The 17223-nt window shown below is 69.5% G+C and carries 18 protein-coding genes; 13 read left to right on the plus strand and 5 right to left on the minus strand.

What is annotated here, in order from left to right; translation table 11 throughout:
* Positions 1-133 precede the first annotated feature (133 nt).
* From prmA to DEO45_RS12115, 5 genes are all read left to right on the plus strand, one after another.
* On the plus strand, positions 134-1030 hold the full coding sequence (gene prmA / locus DEO45_RS12095; RefSeq protein ID WP_114344007.1) for a 50S ribosomal protein L11 methyltransferase: 897 nt from the start codon (positions 134-136) through the stop codon (positions 1028-1030).
* A gap of 62 nt (positions 1031-1092) precedes the next feature.
* Positions 1093-1950, plus strand: a complete 858-nt coding sequence (locus tag DEO45_RS12100; RefSeq protein WP_114344009.1) for a zinc-ribbon and DUF3426 domain-containing protein — start codon at positions 1093-1095, stop codon at positions 1948-1950.
* A 144-nt stretch (positions 1951-2094) separates the two neighbouring features.
* Complete coding sequence (locus DEO45_RS12105) at positions 2095-2418, plus strand: helix-turn-helix domain-containing protein (protein WP_114344011.1); 324 nt, start codon at positions 2095-2097, stop codon at positions 2416-2418.
* A gap of 69 nt (positions 2419-2487) precedes the next feature.
* Positions 2488-4098 (plus strand): bifunctional phosphoribosylaminoimidazolecarboxamide formyltransferase/IMP cyclohydrolase, encoded by a 1611-nt coding sequence (gene purH, locus DEO45_RS12110; protein ID WP_114344014.1) that lies wholly within the window; start codon positions 2488-2490, stop codon positions 4096-4098.
* Positions 4099-4181: 83 nt separating this feature from the next.
* Positions 4182-4892, plus strand: coding sequence for a glutathione S-transferase (locus DEO45_RS12115; RefSeq protein ID WP_114344016.1), 711 nt, complete (start codon positions 4182-4184; stop codon positions 4890-4892).
* Between the two features lie 7 nt (positions 4893-4899).
* On the opposite strand, the gene DEO45_RS12120 is transcribed toward DEO45_RS12115, so the two are convergent.
* Together DEO45_RS12120 and DEO45_RS12125 are read right to left on the minus strand one after the other, a co-directional pair.
* A complete protein-coding gene (locus DEO45_RS12120; protein ID WP_114344019.1) occupies positions 4900-5331 on the minus strand; it encodes an EamA family transporter in 432 nt (143 codons plus the stop codon).
* Between the two features lie 63 nt (positions 5332-5394).
* Positions 5395-5895: a DUF2782 domain-containing protein gene (locus DEO45_RS12125; RefSeq protein WP_114344393.1), complete on the minus strand. Its 501-nt coding sequence runs from the start codon at positions 5893-5895 to the stop codon at positions 5395-5397.
* A gap of 232 nt (positions 5896-6127) precedes the next feature.
* On the opposite strand from DEO45_RS12125, the gene polA reads away from it, so the two are divergent.
* The 5 genes from polA to DEO45_RS12150 all read left to right on the plus strand — a co-directional run bounded on the left by polA (position 6128) and on the right by DEO45_RS12150 (position 12370).
* Entirely contained in the window at positions 6128-8875 is a 2748-nt protein-coding gene (gene polA / locus DEO45_RS12130; protein ID WP_114344022.1) for a DNA polymerase I, read from the plus strand.
* Positions 8876-9196: 321 nt separating this feature from the next.
* Positions 9197-9418 carry a hypothetical protein gene (locus DEO45_RS12135; protein ID WP_114344025.1) on the plus strand — a complete coding sequence of 74 codons (222 nt, stop codon included), beginning with the start codon at positions 9197-9199 and terminating at the stop codon, positions 9416-9418.
* Between the two features lie 70 nt (positions 9419-9488).
* A complete protein-coding gene (gene uvrD / locus DEO45_RS12140) occupies positions 9489-11708 on the plus strand; it encodes a DNA helicase II (protein WP_114344395.1) in 2220 nt (739 codons plus the stop codon).
* Positions 11709-11782: 74 nt separating this feature from the next.
* The gene (locus tag DEO45_RS12145) at positions 11783-12064 is read left to right on the plus strand and encodes a type II toxin-antitoxin system RelE/ParE family toxin (protein WP_114344028.1); all 282 of its coding nucleotides are present in this window, start codon (positions 11783-11785) and stop codon (positions 12062-12064) included.
* A gap of 15 nt (positions 12065-12079) precedes the next feature.
* Complete coding sequence (locus DEO45_RS12150) at positions 12080-12370, plus strand: HigA family addiction module antitoxin (protein ID WP_114344031.1); 291 nt, start codon at positions 12080-12082, stop codon at positions 12368-12370.
* 71 nt (positions 12371-12441) lie between these two features.
* On the opposite strand, the gene DEO45_RS12155 is transcribed toward DEO45_RS12150, so the two are convergent.
* The 3 genes from DEO45_RS12155 to DEO45_RS12165 are packed head-to-tail and all read right to left on the minus strand — an operon-like array spanning position 12442 to position 15639.
* A complete protein-coding gene (locus DEO45_RS12155) occupies positions 12442-13698 on the minus strand; it encodes a heme biosynthesis HemY N-terminal domain-containing protein (protein ID WP_114344033.1) in 1257 nt (418 codons plus the stop codon).
* Complete coding sequence (locus DEO45_RS12160) at positions 13695-14813, minus strand: uroporphyrinogen-III C-methyltransferase (protein WP_114344035.1); 1119 nt, start codon at positions 14811-14813, stop codon at positions 13695-13697. The genes DEO45_RS12155 and DEO45_RS12160 overlap by 4 nt, the downstream gene beginning before the upstream one ends.
* Before the next feature lie 55 nt (positions 14814-14868).
* Positions 14869-15639 (minus strand): uroporphyrinogen-III synthase, encoded by a 771-nt coding sequence (locus DEO45_RS12165; RefSeq protein WP_114344037.1) that lies wholly within the window; start codon positions 15637-15639, stop codon positions 14869-14871.
* An 88-nt stretch (positions 15640-15727) separates the two neighbouring features.
* Here DEO45_RS12165 and DEO45_RS12170 point away from each other — a divergent pair, with 88 nt between their 5' ends.
* The 3 genes from DEO45_RS12170 (at position 15728) to DEO45_RS12180 (ending at position 17196) form a co-directional block, all read left to right on the plus strand.
* A complete protein-coding gene (locus DEO45_RS12170; RefSeq protein WP_114344040.1) occupies positions 15728-16201 on the plus strand; it encodes a YiiD C-terminal domain-containing protein in 474 nt (157 codons plus the stop codon).
* 55 nt (positions 16202-16256) lie between these two features.
* Positions 16257-16673 carry a hypothetical protein gene (locus DEO45_RS12175; RefSeq protein ID WP_114344043.1) on the plus strand — a complete coding sequence of 139 codons (417 nt, stop codon included), beginning with the start codon at positions 16257-16259 and terminating at the stop codon, positions 16671-16673.
* Positions 16674-16749: 76 nt separating this feature from the next.
* A complete protein-coding gene (locus DEO45_RS12180) occupies positions 16750-17196 on the plus strand; it encodes a rhodanese-like domain-containing protein (protein ID WP_114344045.1) in 447 nt (148 codons plus the stop codon).
* Positions 17197-17223 lie beyond the last annotated feature (27 nt).

Raw genomic sequence — 17223 nt, forward strand, 5'->3', positions numbered from 1 at the left:
CGAGAGAGGGCACGCACGTGGCGCGCCCCCTGAATCGGCCTTGCCCGCTCCATCCACACCGCAAGATCCGCTCTCCGACAACTTCTCCAGCCATCGGCTCTTCTTCCACTCCTCTCCCCTCACTCCTCGCCTGATGCCTTTCCTCGAACTCTCCCTGGTCGTCCGCACCGAACAGCAACCCCGCGCGGAAGAAGCGCTGGACGACCTCGGCGCATTGTCGATCACGCTGCGCGACGCCGATGCCGAGACGCCGGACGAACAGGCCATCTTCGAGCCGGGCGTGGGCGAGCTGCCGCTGTGGCCCACGATCACGCTCGACGCCCTGTTCGACCAGCACGCCGACCGGCGTGGCCTCGCCGCCGCGCTGGGCGAACTGCTGCCGTGGCTCGAACCCGACCAGCTGAACTTCGCCGAGGTCGCCGACCAGGAGTGGGAGCGCGCCTGGATGGACCAGTTCAAGCCGATGCCGTTCGGCCGGCGGCTGTGGATCTATCCGTGGAACATCGAGCCACCGGCCGACGATGGACTGGTCGTCGTAAGGCTGGACCCCGGCCTGGCCTTCGGCAGCGGCACCCATCCCACCACTGCGTTGTGCCTGGAGTGGCTGGACGGCCTCGACCTGGCCGGCAAGACGATCACCGACTACGGCTGCGGCTCCGGCGTCCTGGCGATCGCCGCGCTGAAACTCGGCGCGACCGGCGCGGTCGGCGTCGACAACGACCCGCAGGCGCTCACTGCCTCGCGCGACAACGCCGAACGCAACGGCGTCGCCGACCGGCTCGCGCTGTTTCTCCCGGAGGACGTCGAGGCGGAGGCGGCTGATGTCTTCATCGCGAACATCCTCGCCGGCCCGCTCGGCGAACTGGCGCCCACCTTCGCCGCCGCGGCGAAACCCGGTGCACCGTTCGCGATCTCCGGCATCCTCGCCGGCCAGCAGGACGAGCTGCTGCAGCGCTACGCCGAATGGTTCGACGAACTGCGCGTGGATACCCGCGAGGACTGGGTGCGCATCAGCGGCCGCCGCCGCTGAGCGGGCGACGGCCGCCGGCGACTCCCTGCTAAGCTTGCCGCGGTTCGATCGAAGCGGCTCGCATGTACACCCAATGTCCCGAATGCCTGTCCGTGTTTTCGCTGGATGCGCAGACACTCGCGAAGGCGCACGGCCACGCCGTGTGCGGACACTGCCATGCCAGCTTCGACAGCCTCGCCACGCTCACCGCGCAGTTGCCGCCGGAGCCATTCGTCGAGCTGCCGGTCAACGAACCCGCGTTCGAGCCGCCGTGCCTCGACCTGGTGGTCTACCGGCCGCGCTCGGAACCGCCGGTGGTGGTGGTCGGCGACAATGCGGCGAGGGCAGGCGCAGCGGCGATCGAGGATTTTTCGCAGCTGGTGTTCGCCCCGCGCTTTGCGCGCGAGCCGCAAGCCCGTGCGTCCGGGCGGTCGGGCCGGCGCACGCGGCACCGGCATGGGGCGCTGTCCGCCGAACGACGCTGGCCGTGGGTGCTGGCATGCCTGACGCTGGCGCTGCTGCTCGGCGCCCAGCTGGCCTGGGCCAAGCGCGATGAGCTGGTCCGCAACCCGCTTACCGGCGACTGGTTGCGCAGCAGCTGCGCCCTGCTCGCCTGCCGCCTGCCGCTGGTCGCCGCGCCGCAACAGCTGCATCTGCTGGCCAGCAACGTGCAGGCCCACCCCAGCGTTGCCGGCGCGTTGATGATCAGTGCCAGCGTGCGCAACGACGCCGCGTTCGCCCAGCCGTATCCGGTGCTGACGATCACCCTGTCCGACGCGCAGGGCCAGCGCATCGCGATGCGCCGGCTGCAGCCGCACGAGTATCTCGACGACGAGGCCACCCTGCAGCGTGGGCTGGCGCCGGGTGCAGCCGCGGTGCTGCTGCTGGAAGTGGAGGACCCCGGCGACAAGGCGGTGGGGTTCGAACTCGGTTTCGAATAGCACTTAAAATTATCGGCACACGCGGGTAGACTCGGCCCCCTGCGCAGATCGCCAAGCCGGTACTCGACACCCCCGCGATCTGCCGCGACAGCCATGACCATAATGCAGCGGCCCATGCAGCCGCCGCCTCGCACCCGAGGGAAGATGTCCGTGAATGCCGTAAGACTGCCTGCCGTCGAGGCCGCGAAACAGACCTCGTCGCAGAACGCCGGTTCGCCAGGCGTCAGCTCCCAGGGGCAGAGCGCATTGAGCGAATGCGTCACCCGCACGGTACGCCGCTATCTCGCCGACATCGGCGACACCGAGTGCGCCGAGGGCCTGCATGCGCTGGTCCTGCGCGAGGTCGAACTGCCGCTGCTGCGCGAGGTGTTGGCCTTTCACGACGGCAACCAGAGCCGCGCCGCCACGGCGCTGGGCATCAACCGCGCCACCCTGCGCAAGAAGCTGGCCGCACACGGCCTGCTGTAATCCCTCGATCCGGCCGCCCCTGCACGGGACGGCTATAATGAGCGGCTTTCCCGCCAAGGAACCCCGCCCATGTCCGCCCCCCAGCTCGTCCCGGTCCGTCGCGCCCTGCTCAGTGTTTCCGACAAGACCGGCCTGATCGATCTGGGCCGGCGCCTCGCCGCGAAAGGCATCGAACTGCTCTCCACCGGCGGCAGCGCGAAGGCGCTGCGCGAAGCGGGCATCGCGGTCACCGAGGTCAGCGACCTCACTGGCTTTCCCGAGATCATGGACGGCCGTGTGAAGACGCTGCACCCGAAGGTGCATGGCGGCCTGCTCGGCCGTCGCGGTACCGACGACAGGGTGATGGCCGAGTTGGGCATCGCGCCGATCGACCTGCTGGTGCTGAACCTGTACCCGTTCGAGGCGACCGTGGCCAAGCCCGGCTGCACGCTGGAACAGGCGATCGAGAACATCGACATCGGCGGCCCGGCGATGCTGCGCTCGGCGGCGAAGAACTGGAACGACGTGGGCGTACTGACCTCGCCGGATCAATACGAGAACGCACTGACCGAGATCGAAAGCCAGGGCGGCCTCGCCCGCGCCACCCGCTTCAGGCTCGCGGTGGCCGCATTCAACAACGTGTCCAGCTACGACGGCGCGATCAGCGACTACCTGTCCGCGCTGGAACTCAACGACACGCAGGACGCGATCGCCGGTCATGCCGCGTTCCCCGGCCAGGTCAACGGCCGCTTCGTGAAGCTGATGGACCTGCGCTACGGCGAGAACCCGCACCAGCAGGCCGCGTTCTACCGCGACCTGTATCCGGCACCGGGCACGCTGGCCACGTTCCGCCAGCTGCAGGGCAAGGAGCTGTCGTTCAACAACATCGCCGACGCCGATGCGGCGTGGGAATGCGTGCGCAGCTTCGTCAAGCCGGCCTGCGTGATCGTCAAGCACGCCAACCCGTGCGGCGTGGCGGTGAGCCTGGACGGCATCGGCAAGGCGTACGACCTGGCCTTCCAGACCGACCCCACCTCCGCGTTCGGCGGCATCATCGCGTTCAACCGCGAAGTCGACGGCGCCACCGCGCGTGCGATCGTCGAACGCCAGTTCGTCGAGGTGGTGCTGGCACCGGCTTATGCGGATGACGCGCTGAAGGCCTTCCACAAGAAGGGTAACGTGCGCGTGCTGGTGATCCCGACACCTGCTGGCGGCGACTTGCGTGCCGCGCACCCCGGCATGAACTCCAAACGGGTCGGTTCCGGCCTGCTGCTGCAGAGCGCCGACACTGGCATGATCAGCGCGGCGGACCTGAAGGTGGTCACCCGCAAGGCACCCACCGAGGCGCAGATCCACGACCTGATCTTCGCGTGGAAGGTGGCCAAGTTCGTCAAGTCCAACGCCATCGTCTACGCCCGCGACCGCCAGACCATCGGCATCGGCGCCGGCCAGATGAGCCGCGTGTACAGCGCGAGGATCGCCGGCATCAAGGCGGCCGACGAAAAGCTCGAAGTGCGCGGCTCGGTGATGGCGAGCGACGCCTTCTTCCCGTTCCGCGACGGTATCGACGCCGCTGCCGCGGCGGGCATCAGCGCGGTGATCCAGCCCGGCGGCTCGATGCGCGACGCCGAGGTGATCGCCGCCGCCGACGAGCACGACATGGCGATGGTGTTCACCGGGATGCGCCACTTCCGCCACTGAGCCGGACTGCGCCGGCAGTGGCGCACTCACGCCCCGTAGAAGTCGCGCGTGCCAAGATCGGCGGTGAGTCCGGAAAAACGGCCATGCGCTACGAGCTCTATTACTGGACCGGCATCCAGGGCCGCGGCGAATTCGTGCGGCTGGCGCTGGAGGATGCCGGTGCCAGCTACGTCGACGTGGCCCGCGAGCAGGGCGACGACGCCATCATGCGCTACCTCGACGGCGTGCACGAGGGCGCGCTGCCGTTCGCGCCGCCGTTCCTCAAGGCCGGCCGGCTGCTGATCGCGCAGACCGCGAACATCCTGCAATACCTGGCCCCGCTGCTCGGCCTGGTGCCGGAGGGCGAGGGCCGGCGGCTGTACGCGCACCAGCTGCAGCTGACCATCGCCGACCTGGTCGCCGAGGTGCACGACTCCCATCACCCGATCGCCGCCAGCCTGTATTACGAGGACCAGCTCGGCGAGGCGCGCCGCCGCTCCGCCGACCTGCGCGAGACGCGGTTGCCCAAGTACCTGGACTACTTCGAGCAGGTGCTGGAGCGCGGCGGCGGCCACCATGCGCTGCACGAACACTCGTATGTCGATCTCTCGCTGTTCCAGTTGACGAGCGGGCTGGAATACGCGTTTCCGCGCGCGATGCGCCGCCTCGGCAGCAGCCTGCCGCACCTGCAGGCGCTCAAGGTGCGCGTGGCGCAGCGGCCACGCCTCGCCGCCTACCTGGCATCGCCGCGGCGGCTGCCGTTCAACGAGAACGGCATCTTCCGCCACTACCCGGAGCTGGATGATCCGGCGTAGATCCCGCTCAGGCCAGCGCGATCACCATCGCGCCGGCCACGATCAGGCCGCCGCCGACCAGCAGCGACAGGCTCGGCTTCTCGCCCAGGAAAACCAGCGCCAGCACGATCGCGATCGCCACGCTGAGCTTGTCGATCGGCGCCACCTTGCTGACCGGGCCCAGTTGCAGGGCGCGGTAGTAGCACAGCCACGACAGGCCGGTGGCGATGCCCGACAGCACCAGGAACAGCCAGCTGTGCAGCGGCAGCCCGCTTGGCCTGGCCCATTCCTGGCGCAGGCTGAGAATGCCGGCGGTGACGAACAGGATCACCACGGTGCGGATGAAGGTGGCGAGGTTGGAATTGATGCCGGCCACGCCGAGCTTGCCGAACAGCGCGGTCAGCGCGGCGAACAGCGCCGAACCCAGCGCAAACAGCAACCAGCTTTCACGCAGTTGCATCGCGTCGCCCTCCGCCCGGATACCGCTTCGGCTCCGCCGGCACGCCCGCGCCGGCGGGGCGGTTCAGTGGCCGCTGTCCGCTGCGGCAGGTGCGCTCGACTCCGCGGCCGGCGGCGGGCTCTTGCCCCACTCCAGCAGCTTGTACATCACCGGCCCGACCGGTTTCATGCCGTGCTCGTCGACCAGGCGGCCCTGCGGGTCGACCATGTAGGTCTGCTGGATGCCGCTCTTCGGCGTCACCACCACCATGTAGACGCGGCCGTTGCGGCTGTACTCCTGGATGCTGTTGTCGCCCTCCTGGCGGATCCGCACCTGCGGCGGCGACTGGTCGCGGGGCGCCGTCCGCGCGCCGCCGTCGTCGCGCATCGATGGCAGGGACTGCGGCTTCAGCTTCAGCGATGTGCCCGTCGTCCGCGCGGAAGCCGGTGTCGCCGGCGCCACCGCCTTCACGCCCGGGTCGTTCAGTCCCGGCGGCGGCGGCACGTTCGCCGGGGCAGCGGATTGCGCTATCGCATGCGTGGCGAACAGGAAGCTGGCGGCAAGCAGCAGGGCGGCGTTTTTCATGGCGGCGACCTCGTTGGGGCAGCAGAGCATAACAGCGGCCACCGCCCCCATCCGTGAAGCGCGGCATTCCGTCTTGGCGCAGGAAGGCTGCGCGCATCGGCCCCGCCAAGCAGGTCCGACTGCCCCGCGTCATCATTCGGCCGTGTATCGACATACACTCCCCCATTCTTCCCTGTCGCGCCGGCCAGCAACCCACCGGCGCGGCCTGCTTCGCACAGGTCAGCCCGCCCCCATGCCCAAACTCATCCTGATCGACGGCTCGTCCTATCTGTATCGCGCGTTCCATGCGCTGCCGCCGCTGAGCAATGCCCGCGGCGAGCCCACCGGCGCGCTGTTCGGCGTGGTCAACATGCTGCGTGCCACCCTGAAGGCGAACCCCGATTACCTGGCCTTCGTCAGCGACGCGCCCGGCCCCACCTTCCGTGACGCGCTGTACGACCGGTACAAGGCGAACCGGCCGCCGATGCCGGACGACCTGCGCGCCCAGGTGGAGCCGATGCTGGCGATCGTGGGCGCGCTGGGCTTTCCGATCCTGCGCGTGCCCGGGGTCGAGGCCGACGACGTGATCGGCACGCTGGCGCTGCAGGCGCAGGCGCTCGGCATCGAGGTGGAGGTTTCCACCGGCGACAAGGACATGGCCCAGCTGGTCGGTTCGCACGTCACCCTGGTCAACACCATGAGCAACACGGTGATGGACCGCGACGGCGTGATGGAAAAATTCGGCGTGACGCCGCAACAGATCATCGACTTCCTCGCGCTCACCGGCGACGCCATCGACAACATCCCCGGGGTACCCAAGTGCGGCCCGAAGACCGCCGCGAAGTGGCTGGCCGAATACGCCACGCTGGACGGCGTGATCGCCAATGCCGACCGGATCGGCGGCAAGATCGGCGAAAGCCTGCGCGCCACGCTGCCGCAGCTGCCGCTGTCGCGCCAGTTGGCGACGATCAAGGTCGACGTGCCGCTGGAGTTCGGCCCCACCGAGCTGACCCGGCGCGAGGCCGACAGCACGCTGCTGCGCGAGCTGTACACGCGCTACGAATTCAAGGCGGCGCTGAAGGAACTGGACAATGCGGCACCGGCCAGCGGGGAAGGCGACGACACTTCTGCCGCGGCCACGACGGAAGGCATCGCGACTGAAGTCGCTCCTGCAGAGGCGGCCGACTTTTCATTCGCGGGCGAATACGAGCTGGTCACCACGCCGGCACAGCTCGATGCATGGATCGGAAAGCTGCGCGAGGCGCCGCTGATCGCGTTCGACACCGAGACCACCAGCCTCGACGCGATGCGCGCGGACATCGTCGGCCTCAGCCTCTCGGTGGAGCCGGGCAAGGCCTGCTACATCCCGCTCGGCCACGACTATCCCGGCGTGCCGAAGCAGCTCGATCGCGACAGCGTGCTCGCCGCGTTGAAGCCCCTCTTCGAGGATCCGGCGCGGCCCAAGCTGGGCCAGCACGCGAAGTACGACATCAACATCCTGTCGCATTACGGCATCGCCGTGCAGGGGCTCAGGCACGACTCGATGCTGGAGTCCTACGTGTGGAACGCCACCGCCACGCGCCACGACATGGATTCGCTGGCGAAGAAGTACCTCGGCTACGACACCGTGAAGTACGAGCAGGTCGCCGGCAAGGGGGCGAAACAGATCTCGTTCTCGCAGGTGGACCTGGACACCGCCTGCCGCTACGCCGCCGAGGACGCCGACGTCACCCTGCGCCTGCACCACGCGCTGTGGCCGAAGCTGGAGAGCGTGCCGTCGCTGCGCCGCGTGTACGAAGAGATCGAGATCCCGCTGGTGCCGGTGCTGGCCGAGATGGAACGCCGCGGCGTGTTGATCGACGGCGACGAGCTGCGCCGGCAGAGCCAGCAGCTGGGCAGGCGCATGCTGGAACTGCAGCAGCAGTCGTACGCGCTGGCCGGGCGCGAGTTCAACCTCGATTCGCCGAAGCAGCTGCAGGCGGTGCTGTTCGACGAACTGCACCTCGAAGCAAAACTGAAGACGCCGACCGGCCAGCCGTCGACCAACGAGGAAGCGCTGGAGGCGATCGCCGACACCCACGAACTGCCGCGGCTGATCCTCGACTACCGCGGCCTGGCCAAGCTGCGCAGCACTTATACGGACAAGCTGTCCGGCATCGTCAACCCGCGCACCGGCCGCGTGCACACCAGCTATCACCAGGGCTCGGTGGCGACCGGGCGGATCTCCTCCTCCGACCCGAACCTGCAGAACATCCCGGTGCGCACCGAGGAAGGCCGGCGCATCCGCCAGGCCTTCATCGCGCCGCCGGGCTGGCAGGTGATGGCGGCGGACTACTCGCAGATCGAGCTGCGCATCATGGCGCACCTGTCCGGCGACGAGGGCCTGCTCAAGGCCTTCCGCGAGGGCGGCGACGTGCACCGCGCCACCGCCGCCGAGGTGTTCGGGCTGAAACCCGAGGAGGTCAGCGCCAACCAGCGCCGGGCCGCCAAGGCGATCAACTTCGGCCTGATGTACGGCATGAGCGCGTTCGGCCTGGCGCGCCAGCTCGGCGTGGATCGCGGCGAAGCCAGCGACTACATGGCGCGCTACTTCGCCCGCTACCCCGGCGTGCACGCATTCATGGAGGCCACCCGCGAACGCGCGCACCGCGACGGCTACGTGGAGACGATCTTCGGCCGCCGGCTGTACCTGGAGAACCTCACCTCGCGCAACCAGGGCCTGCGCCAGGGCGCCGAGCGCGCCGCGGTGAACGCGCCGATGCAGGGCAGCGCGGCGGACATCATCAAGCGCGCGATGATCGCCGTGGCGGCGTGGCTGGCCGGCCGCGACGACGCCCACATGCTGATGCAGGTGCACGACGAACTGGTGTTCGAGGTGCGTGCCGATGCGATCGATGCGGTACGCGCCGCGGTGGTCGAGCGCATGTCCGGCGCGGCGGAACTGGCGGTGCCGCTGCTGGTCGATGTCGGCGTGGGCGCGAACTGGGATGAGGCGCACTGAGCGGTGCCGCGCCGCCGAGTCGCGTTTGCCGCGGTTAATATTTCATGAGAATGAATCGTTTCTGAATTTTTTTCGGAACGCTGCAACTTTTTCCCGCCAATCGCACTCCAACACATCGGATGCACGCAACGGCATCCTGGCGCGTCCACCTCCCTGGACCCGCCACAGGCACGAAACCTCTCCCCTGGGTTTTCTTGCCTGCCCCCCGCCCCGGAGGCTCCCCCTAGCCTCCGGGGCTTTTTTTCGTCCCGCGTGCCGCCTGTACACTGCAAACATGCCGTCCCCGGCATACTCGGCCCGTCACCCACCGAAGGAGTTCCCATGCGCGCAGGACTTTTCATCGCCGGCATCATCCTGCTGGTCGCCGGCATCTGGATCACCCTCGGCAAGGCCAGCTACCAACAGACCGAAACCCTGGCCCAGCTGGGTTCGGCGAAGGTCGAAGCCACCCACACCAAGGCCGTGCCGGCATGGCTCGGCATCGCCGGCATCGTGGCCGGCGGCCTGCTGGTGGTCGGCGGCATCGCCGGCAGGAAGCGCTGAGCGCCCACCGCGGCTCCAAGCCGCCGCGCCATCGCGGCGGTTTGCGCATGCGGCCATTACAATGGGCACGATGGATGTCTCGTACCTGATCGACCCGCTCAACGACGCGCAGCGCGAAGCCGTCTGCGCTCCGCCCGGCCACTACCTCGTCCTCGCGGGCGCCGGCTCCGGCAAGACCCGCGTACTCACCCACCGCATCGGCTGGCTGACCCAGGTGGAGCGTGTGCCGCCGTGGGCGATCCTCGCCGTCACCTTCACCAACAAGGCCGCCGGCGAGATGCGCGCGCGGCTGGAAAACCTGATTCCGGGCGGCATCCAGGGCCTCACCGTGGGCACCTTCCACGGCATCGCGCACCGCCTGCTGCGCCGGCACTGGCGCGAGGCCGGGCTGCCGGAAGGCTTCCAGATCCTCGATGCCGACGACCAGCAACGGCTGGTGAAGCGCGTCGTCGCCGGACTCGGGCTGGACGAGGCGAAATTCCCCCCGCGCCAGGCCGCCTGGACCATCAACGGCTGGAAGGACGAGGGCAAGCGCCCCGACGCCATCGAGCACCGCGACCATCCGGTCACGCACACCTTCGTGCGCATCTACCAGGCCTACGAGGAAGCCTGTCGGCGCGCGGGCCTGGTCGACTTTGCCGAACTGCTGCTGCGCGCGCACGAATTGTGGCTGAAGAACCCGGCCGTGCTGGAGCACTACCAGCAGCGCTGGCGGCACCTTTTGATCGACGAGTTCCAGGACACCAACACCCTGCAGTACGCGTGGATCCGCGTGCTCGCCGGCGCCACCGGCAAGGCGGCTTCCGGACAGGTTTTCGCCGTGGGCGACGACGACCAGTCGATCTACGGCTGGCGCGGCGCCAAGGTGGAGAACATGCAGCAGTTCCTGCGCGACTTCCCCGGCGCGCGCACGATCAAGCTGGAACAGAACTACCGCTCCACCTCGACCATCCTGAAGGCGGCCAACAGCGTGATCCAGCGCAACGGCAGCCGCCTCGGCAAGCAGCTGTGGACCGCCGGCGGGGAGGGCGAGCGCATCGCGCTGTATGCGGCCTACAACGAACAGGACGAGGCGCGCTTCGTGGTCGAGCGGATCCGCGAATACATCGCCGAGCACGGCAGCGCGAAGGACTGCGCCATCCTGTACCGCTCCAACGCGCAGTCGCGCAATTTCGAGGAGCAGCTGGCCCAGCGCAGCATCGGCTACCGCGTCTACGGCGGCCAGCGCTTCTTCGAGCGTGCCGAGGTCAAGGACGCGCTGGCCTACCTGCGCCTCACCGCCAACCGCCACGACGACGCCGCGTTCGAGCGCGCGGTGAACACCCCGCCACGCGGCATCGGCGATCGTACGCTGGACGTGCTGCGCCGCCGGGCACGCAGCGGGAGCAGCTCGATGTGGGAAGCCGCGCTCATCGAACTCACCGGCGGCAGCGAACTGGCCGGGCGGGCGAAGAATGCGGTGAAGGCGTTCCTCGGCATGATCGACACGATGGCCCGCGCTTTCCAGCCGCCCACGCCCGATGGCGAAAAGGAGGCGCTGACCCTCGCCGAGCAGATCGACCACGCGATCACCCACACCGGCCTGCGCGATTTCTACGAGAAGGACAGCCGCGGCAACGCCGAGTCGCGGGTGGAGAACCTGGACGAACTGGTCAACGTGGCCAGCCGCTTCGAGCGCACCGCCGAGGACATCGACGCGGGCCTGGGCGAACTGTCGGCGTTCCTCTCGCACGCCACCCTGGAGGCGGGCGAGAACCAGGGCGAAGCCTGGGACGACTGCGTGCAGCTGATGACGCTGCACTCGGCCAAGGGGCTGGAGTTTCCGCTGGTGTTCCTGGTCGGCATGGAGGAAGGCCTGTTCCCCAGCCAGCGTTCGGTGGAGGACGAGGGCCGGCTGGAGGAGGAGCGTCGGCTCGCCTACGTCGGCATCACCCGGGCCCGCGAGCGGCTGGTGGTGAGCTACGCCGAATCGCGCCGCATGCACGGCACCGAAATGCTGGCGCGGCCGTCGCGCTTTCTCGGCGAAATACCGGCCGAGCTGGTCGACGAAGTGCGCCCGCGCGTGCACGTCACCCTCCCGCGGTACGCCGGCCGCCCGCACGAGGTCGCTCCGTCGCTGGAGGAATCGCTGCCGGTGAAACTCGGCCAGCGCGTCAGCCACCCGAGCTTCGGCGATGGCGTGGTGATCAGCGCCGAAGGCAGCGGTGCACACACCCGGCTGCAGGTGAACTTCGAAGGTGCCGGCAGCAGGTGGCTGGTGGCGGCGTACGCCAATCTCACGCCGCTATAGCCGTAGCTGTCCCTACCGTGTCCGCCCGACCATAACGCATTGCGTCATATGACGAAAAGCGTTATGGTCGCCGCATGATACGGAGCTTCGCGGACAAGGAGGCGGAGAAGATCTGGGGCGGCACGCCGTCTCGACGCCTGCCCATGGATATCCAGTCGGTCGCGCGCCGCAAATTGCGCATGCTCGACAACGCCTCGACGCCGGACGATTTGCGTATTCCACCAGCCAACCGCCTCGAAGCGTTGAAGGGCGACCGCAAGGGCTGCCACAGCATCCGCATCAACGACCAATGGCGCGTCTGCTTCCGCTGGAAGGACGGCGATGCCCACGACGTGGGAATCGTCGATTACCACTGATTACCGGAGTCGGCCATGAAGACCCTGCCCAACATCCATCCAGGCGAAGTGCTCCTCGAAGAGTTCCTGCTGCCGCTGAACATCAGCCAGAACGCCCTCGCCCGCGCCGCCGGCGTCCCGCCGCGCCGCATCAACGAGATCGTGCTCGGCAAGCGCGGCGTCACCGCCGACACTGCCGTGCGGCTTGCCGCCGCGCTCGGCACCAGCGAGCGCTTCTGGCTGGGCCTGCAGGCCGACTACGACCTGGAGGAAGCGCACCGGGCGCTGGGCAAGGCGGTGGGACGCATCGAGCGGATCGCCGCCTGACTGCCCCATCGAACAGGTGAAGCTGACACCCCTGGCTTTCCACTTTTTAAGCTTTCGACCCGACGGCAAAGCTATCCACGCAACCGCGGCACGCCATGCATGTCGCGTTCCTCCAGCGCGACCGGTTGCGTATCGGGCTGCAGCGGATTGGCCATTTGCGCCAGCGGGACGATCGCGTCGCCGCGGCCGAACGCCAATGCATTGCGATAACAGCGCTGCGCCTGTTCGGCATCGCCCTGCCCGGCAAACGTATCGCCGAGCGCTTCCCACGCACCGGCACCCGGCGCCAGGGCGAGCGAGCGCTGCAGGTATTGCCGCGCCTTGCCCCATAGTTTCAGCCGCACGCACATGCGGCCGAGCGTGAGCAGCAGGTTGGCGTCGTTCGGGTGCGCGTCGAGCCAGCCTTCAGCACGGCGCAGGCGCGCCTCGACGTCGTCGCCGGCCAGCATGCCGTAGGTTTCGATCAAGAGTGGCGACCACTCGCGACGCAGCGCGGATTCCACCTCGTCCATCGCCGGCAGGGTCAGCCCGAACGCGGCGGCGCGACGGGCGTAGGCGTCGATCACCGCGGGCACCCGGCGCTGCGTCTTCGGCAACTGCGACCACAGCGTGTTGAGGCTGGCGCCGTCCGCCGCGGCCTGGACGGTGGCGACCAGCACCTGCGCCTCCAGCGCGGCATAGGCGCGATTGCCCAGCGCGCCGCTCTTCTGCAACGGCGCCAGCGCTTCGCGGGCGCGCCGGATGTCGCCGGTGGCCAGCGCCGCCCTGACCAGCTCGCGCCAGCCGCCCGGGGTCAACGTGCCCTTGTCGGATTCGGGGATCAGCAGGGCCAGCGCCTCGGCCGGCCGGCCTTCGCGGCGCAGCACGCGGGCGCGCAGCACGCGTGCCGCCTGCGGCGCGGATTGCGCGGCCTGGTCCAGCGCCTCCAGCGCGCGGCCATGTTCGCCGCGGCGCGAGGCGGCCTCGGCGGCGGCCAGCAGGGCCGGACCGCGCAGGCTGTCCAGCCGCGAGGCACGATTGAGGTCGCGCTCGGCGTCGCCGTGGCGGCCTTCCATCAGGGCGATCAGGCCGGCGCCCAGACGTTGCTGGCTGAGCCGCCGGTGCCGCCGCGAGAACGCGCCGAACGGCCAGCGCAGCAGGCGCCACGCCACGACGATCAACGCCCACGCCAGCAGCAGCAGGACCAGCGCCGCGACCACCGTGGTCTCCACCCGCCAGCCGCGCAGGCGCACCAGCACGTAGCCGGGATCGGCCGCCACCCAGTGCCAGCCGAACGCGGCCAGCGCGGCGGCGACTACCAGCAGGCCGATCCCGTACCAGAGCCTCATGGCCGGGCTCCGCCCGCCGTCGCGGGACTGGCCGGCGCGGGGCTGAGCGCGTGCACCGCACGCAGGTTGCGCAGTTCGCTCAGCGCGGCGCCCAGCTGCACCGGCGCGGTCGCCGGCAACTGGCTGGCGAGCTGCTTCAAGGTCTCGCGTGCCTGCTGCACGGCCGCTGCCTTGCCGTCGAACTGGCTGGCCAGCGCGCCGTCCACCCGCTGCAGCGCGGCTGCATAACCCGGGCTGTCATGGGCCAGCAACGCCGCCTGCGCCTGCGCCAGGTCGAGCGCGGCCAGTTCGCGCGCGAAACGCGCATCGGCTACCGCCAGCGGCGCGCCATCGTCGCGCTGCACGCTGACCACGCTGGCCAGCGCGTGACGGATGCGCGACCAGGCGTCGGTGGCGGGGGCGGTGTCGGCGTCGAGCGGCTTCAGCGGCAGCGCGGCGAGCTCGCCACGCAGGGCCTCCAACTGCTGCAGCGCGCCGGCCTGGCTGGCCGGCTGGCTCTTCACCAGCGCCTCGCGCTCGGTGTTGACGCTCTGGCGCAGGCCGCTGAACGCGCCATCGTTGACGGCGGCCAAGGTCTGGTCGGCCAGCGCGTACGCGTTGGCCGCGCCCTGCGCGTCGTGGAACAACGTATAGCGCTCGCCGGCCATGCGCAGCAGCGATTCGGTTTCGTCCAGCAGCATGCCGTCGCGGCCGGACAGGCTCTTCTCGGCCAGCTTGGCCACCGCGTCCTCGAGGTGGCGCGTGCGCTCGGCCTGGCCGAGCAGTTCCTCTCGCAACGAACGGTTGACCTGGACCGCGTCGTCCAGCCGCCGGCTCAGGCTGTCACGCTGGCCGTCGGCCGCGGTCAGCGCGGTTTCCAGCGTGCCCACGCGCTGCTGCAGGCCGGCCAGCTGCCGGATGTCGCCGGCGCTACCCCGCTCCTGCTGCCACTGGCGCCATCCGACATAACCGGATGCGCCCACCGCGATCAGCGCCAACAGCACCGCCAGCGCCAGGCTGCCGCCGCGGGCGGGAGATGCCGGACGCGGGGTCCGCAAGGACGGATCGGCCGGCGCGTGGCCGGGACGTGCGCCCTCGGGCGCGACGGACTCGTTTGACTGGTCTGGGGAGCTCATGCGCGCATGCTAACAGCCCATACGGCCGCGTTCGTAGCACGCCCGCGTGAAGGGCTCAGGCCGCGCCGGCCGCGGCGTCGAGCAGATCGGCGGAGAGTGCCGAAGCAGCCGACACGATGCGCGTGAAGCCCGCAGCGCGGGCTGCCGCCGCCAGCCTCCCGCTGCTGGCCACCGCGGTCGCCGCGCACAGCCGCACCCACGCCGCCGCCGGCAGCAGTTGTCGCAGGTTGTGCAAGGCCTCGGCGCTGGAGAGCAGTACCCGCGCCGACGGCCGCAGCCGCGACAGCGCGTCGAGATGGCGGCGATCCAGCCGCGGCGGCACTCGCCGGTACACGTGCAGTTCGCGCAATCGCGCGCCACGCGCGGCGAGCTGTTCGCGCAGCACGCCGCGACCGCCGGGCGCGCCGACCAGCGCCACCCGGCGCCCGCGCAGGTCGCGCAAGGCGGGGTGTTCGAGCAGGCCTTCGCTGTCCTGCATGCCGCGCGGGACCAGCGGCGCGGCGACGCCGTGCCGACGCAATGCACGTGCCGTGCCCCGACCCACCGCCAGCACCACGCCCGCCGTGTCGAGCGGCAGCAGCGCCGCGGCGTAACGCACCGCAGCGGGACTGGTGAACACCAGCAGTTCATCCTGCAGCGCCAGCCGCAGGCCGTCGCGCGCCGCCGCCTCGTCCGCCGCGCCGCGCAGCGCCAGGCCCGGCAGCAACAGCGGCACGCCACCAAGTGCGCGCACCCGCCGCGCCAGCGCCGAGGCGGTGCCGGCCGGCCGCGTGATCACCACGGTCCGACCATGCAGCCGGGGTTTTCCGGAGGATTGCCGCTGCATCCGCGCACCGCGTCCCTTCACTGTGATGGTCTCAGTGTAGCGGTGGCCCTACACTGACGGGCTTCCCTTCCCCCGAATCCCCGATCACGTGAGTACCATCGACGACGCCGCGACACCCGCCCGACAACTGATCGAGTTCATTCGCGACGAGATCCCGCTGGCCCACGCCATGGACCTGCAGCTGGCCGGCAGCGGGGACGATTTCCTCAGCCTGCGCGCGCCGCTGGCGCCGAACGTGAACGACAAGGGCTGCGCATTCGGCGGCAGTCTGGTCAGCCTGATGACCCTGAGCGGCTGGGCGCTGGTGGAACTGGCGCTGCGCCGGCGCGGCCTCGACTGCGACGTGTTCGTGGCCGAGTCGACCGTGCGCTACCTGGCACCGCTGTGGCAGGACTTCCACAGCAACGCCCAACTGGCCGGGGACGCGAACTGGGCCACCTTCTTCAACACGCTGGCTGCCCGCGGCAAGGCGCGCATCGGCGTGGACTGCGTCATTCCCGGCGACAACGGCCAGCCCGCCGCCACCCTGGCCGCCCGCTTCGTCGCCAAACGGCGTGTCTGAGTCGTCCGCCGCCACTTGGGGCAGAATGGCCGGATATCCATCGGGGAGGAAGACCATGCGCCGCATCCTGAGCCTGCTTGTCGCGTTGTCCACGCTATTTGCGCTGGCCGGTTGCGCCACCAAGACCCGCAGCGACGAACTGACCACCACGCTGAAGGCCTACGGCAGCACGCTGCGCTGGGGCGACTTCCGCAGCGCGGCGCAGTTCATCGAACCGTCCCGCCGCGCCGCCCATCCGCTCAGTCAGCTCGACCTGGCGCGCTACCAGCAGGTGCGGGTAAGCGAATACGACGACGGCGCCGGCCCGGTGCCGAGCGGCGAGTTCGACGTGCAGCAGACCGTGCTGATCAACCTGATCAACGTCCACACCCAGTCCGAGCGCAGCGTCGTCGACCACCAGACCTGGCACTACGACGAGAAGACCAAGCACTGGTGGCTGACCAGCGGGCTGCCGGACATCACCCAGGACTGAACCGCGGCGGCCGCGGCATACCCGTATAATCGCCGGTTTACCCGGATCGGCGCCGCGCGCGCGAAGTGGACTGACGATGAACGATTTCCTGCACAAGCTGCCCGAATTTGTAGGCAACCATGCGGCCTTGTCGGCCCTGTTCGTGATCCTGCTGCTGGCGCTGGTCGTCATCCAGGTCAGCACGCTGTTCAGCAAGGTCAAGGAACTGAGCCCGGCCGGCCTGACCCAGCTGATCAACCGCGAGAGCCCGCTGCTGATCGACCTGTCGGCGATCGCCGAGTTCGAGAAGATGCACGTGCCTGGCGCGAGGCACGTGGCGATGAGCCAGTTCGACCCGGAGCACAAGGACCTGGCGAAGACAAAGGAACTGCCGGTGGTGGTGATGGACAAGGACGGTCACGGCAATTCGCTGAAGGCTTCGCAGCGCCTGGTCAAGGCCGGCTTCGCCAAGGTCTACACCCTGGGCGGCGGCGTGCTGGCCTGGCACGCGGCGCAGCTGCCCGTCGCCAAAGGCAACAAGTAGCCACGCACCCGCTCTTCGCCGTATCGA

Origin of the sequence: Rhodanobacter denitrificans, from assembly GCF_003335105.1 — a bacterium.
Classification (GTDB): Bacteria; Pseudomonadota; Gammaproteobacteria; order Xanthomonadales; family Rhodanobacteraceae; genus Rhodanobacter; species Rhodanobacter denitrificans_A.

What these genes read in the sequence shown, in the direction of transcription:
- DEO45_RS12105 (WP_114344011.1), top strand. Translation starts at nt 2,095, where the DNA reads ATGTCCGTGAATGCCGTAAGACTGCCTGCCGTCGAGGCCGCGAAACAG.
- DEO45_RS12115 (WP_114344016.1), top strand. Translation starts at nt 4,182, where the DNA reads ATGCGCTACGAGCTCTATTACTGGACCGGCATCCAGGGCCGCGGCGAA.
- DEO45_RS12100 (WP_114344009.1), top strand. Translation starts at nt 1,093, where the DNA reads ATGTACACCCAATGTCCCGAATGCCTGTCCGTGTTTTCGCTGGATGCG.
- DEO45_RS12135 (WP_114344025.1), top strand. Translation starts at nt 9,197, where the DNA reads ATGCGCGCAGGACTTTTCATCGCCGGCATCATCCTGCTGGTCGCCGGC.
- DEO45_RS12165 (WP_114344037.1), bottom strand. Translation starts at nt 15,639, where the DNA reads ATGCAGCGGCAATCCTCCGGAAAACCCCGGCTGCATGGTCGGACCGTG.
- uvrD (WP_114344395.1), top strand. Translation starts at nt 9,489, where the DNA reads ATGGATGTCTCGTACCTGATCGACCCGCTCAACGACGCGCAGCGCGAA.
- DEO45_RS12160 (WP_114344035.1), bottom strand. Translation starts at nt 14,813, where the DNA reads ATGAGCTCCCCAGACCAGTCAAACGAGTCCGTCGCGCCCGAGGGCGCA.
- DEO45_RS12120 (WP_114344019.1), bottom strand. Translation starts at nt 5,331, where the DNA reads ATGCAACTGCGTGAAAGCTGGTTGCTGTTTGCGCTGGGTTCGGCGCTG.
- DEO45_RS12180 (WP_114344045.1), top strand. Translation starts at nt 16,750, where the DNA reads ATGAACGATTTCCTGCACAAGCTGCCCGAATTTGTAGGCAACCATGCG.
- polA (WP_114344022.1), top strand. Translation starts at nt 6,128, where the DNA reads ATGCCCAAACTCATCCTGATCGACGGCTCGTCCTATCTGTATCGCGCG.
- DEO45_RS12125 (WP_114344393.1), bottom strand. Translation starts at nt 5,895, where the DNA reads ATGAAAAACGCCGCCCTGCTGCTTGCCGCCAGCTTCCTGTTCGCCACG.
- prmA (WP_114344007.1), top strand. Translation starts at nt 134, where the DNA reads ATGCCTTTCCTCGAACTCTCCCTGGTCGTCCGCACCGAACAGCAACCC.
- DEO45_RS12175 (WP_114344043.1), top strand. Translation starts at nt 16,257, where the DNA reads ATGCGCCGCATCCTGAGCCTGCTTGTCGCGTTGTCCACGCTATTTGCG.
- DEO45_RS12155 (WP_114344033.1), bottom strand. Translation starts at nt 13,698, where the DNA reads ATGAGGCTCTGGTACGGGATCGGCCTGCTGGTAGTCGCCGCCGCGCTG.
- DEO45_RS12150 (WP_114344031.1), top strand. Translation starts at nt 12,080, where the DNA reads ATGAAGACCCTGCCCAACATCCATCCAGGCGAAGTGCTCCTCGAAGAG.
- DEO45_RS12145 (WP_114344028.1), top strand. Translation starts at nt 11,783, where the DNA reads ATGATACGGAGCTTCGCGGACAAGGAGGCGGAGAAGATCTGGGGCGGC.
- purH (WP_114344014.1), top strand. Translation starts at nt 2,488, where the DNA reads ATGTCCGCCCCCCAGCTCGTCCCGGTCCGTCGCGCCCTGCTCAGTGTT.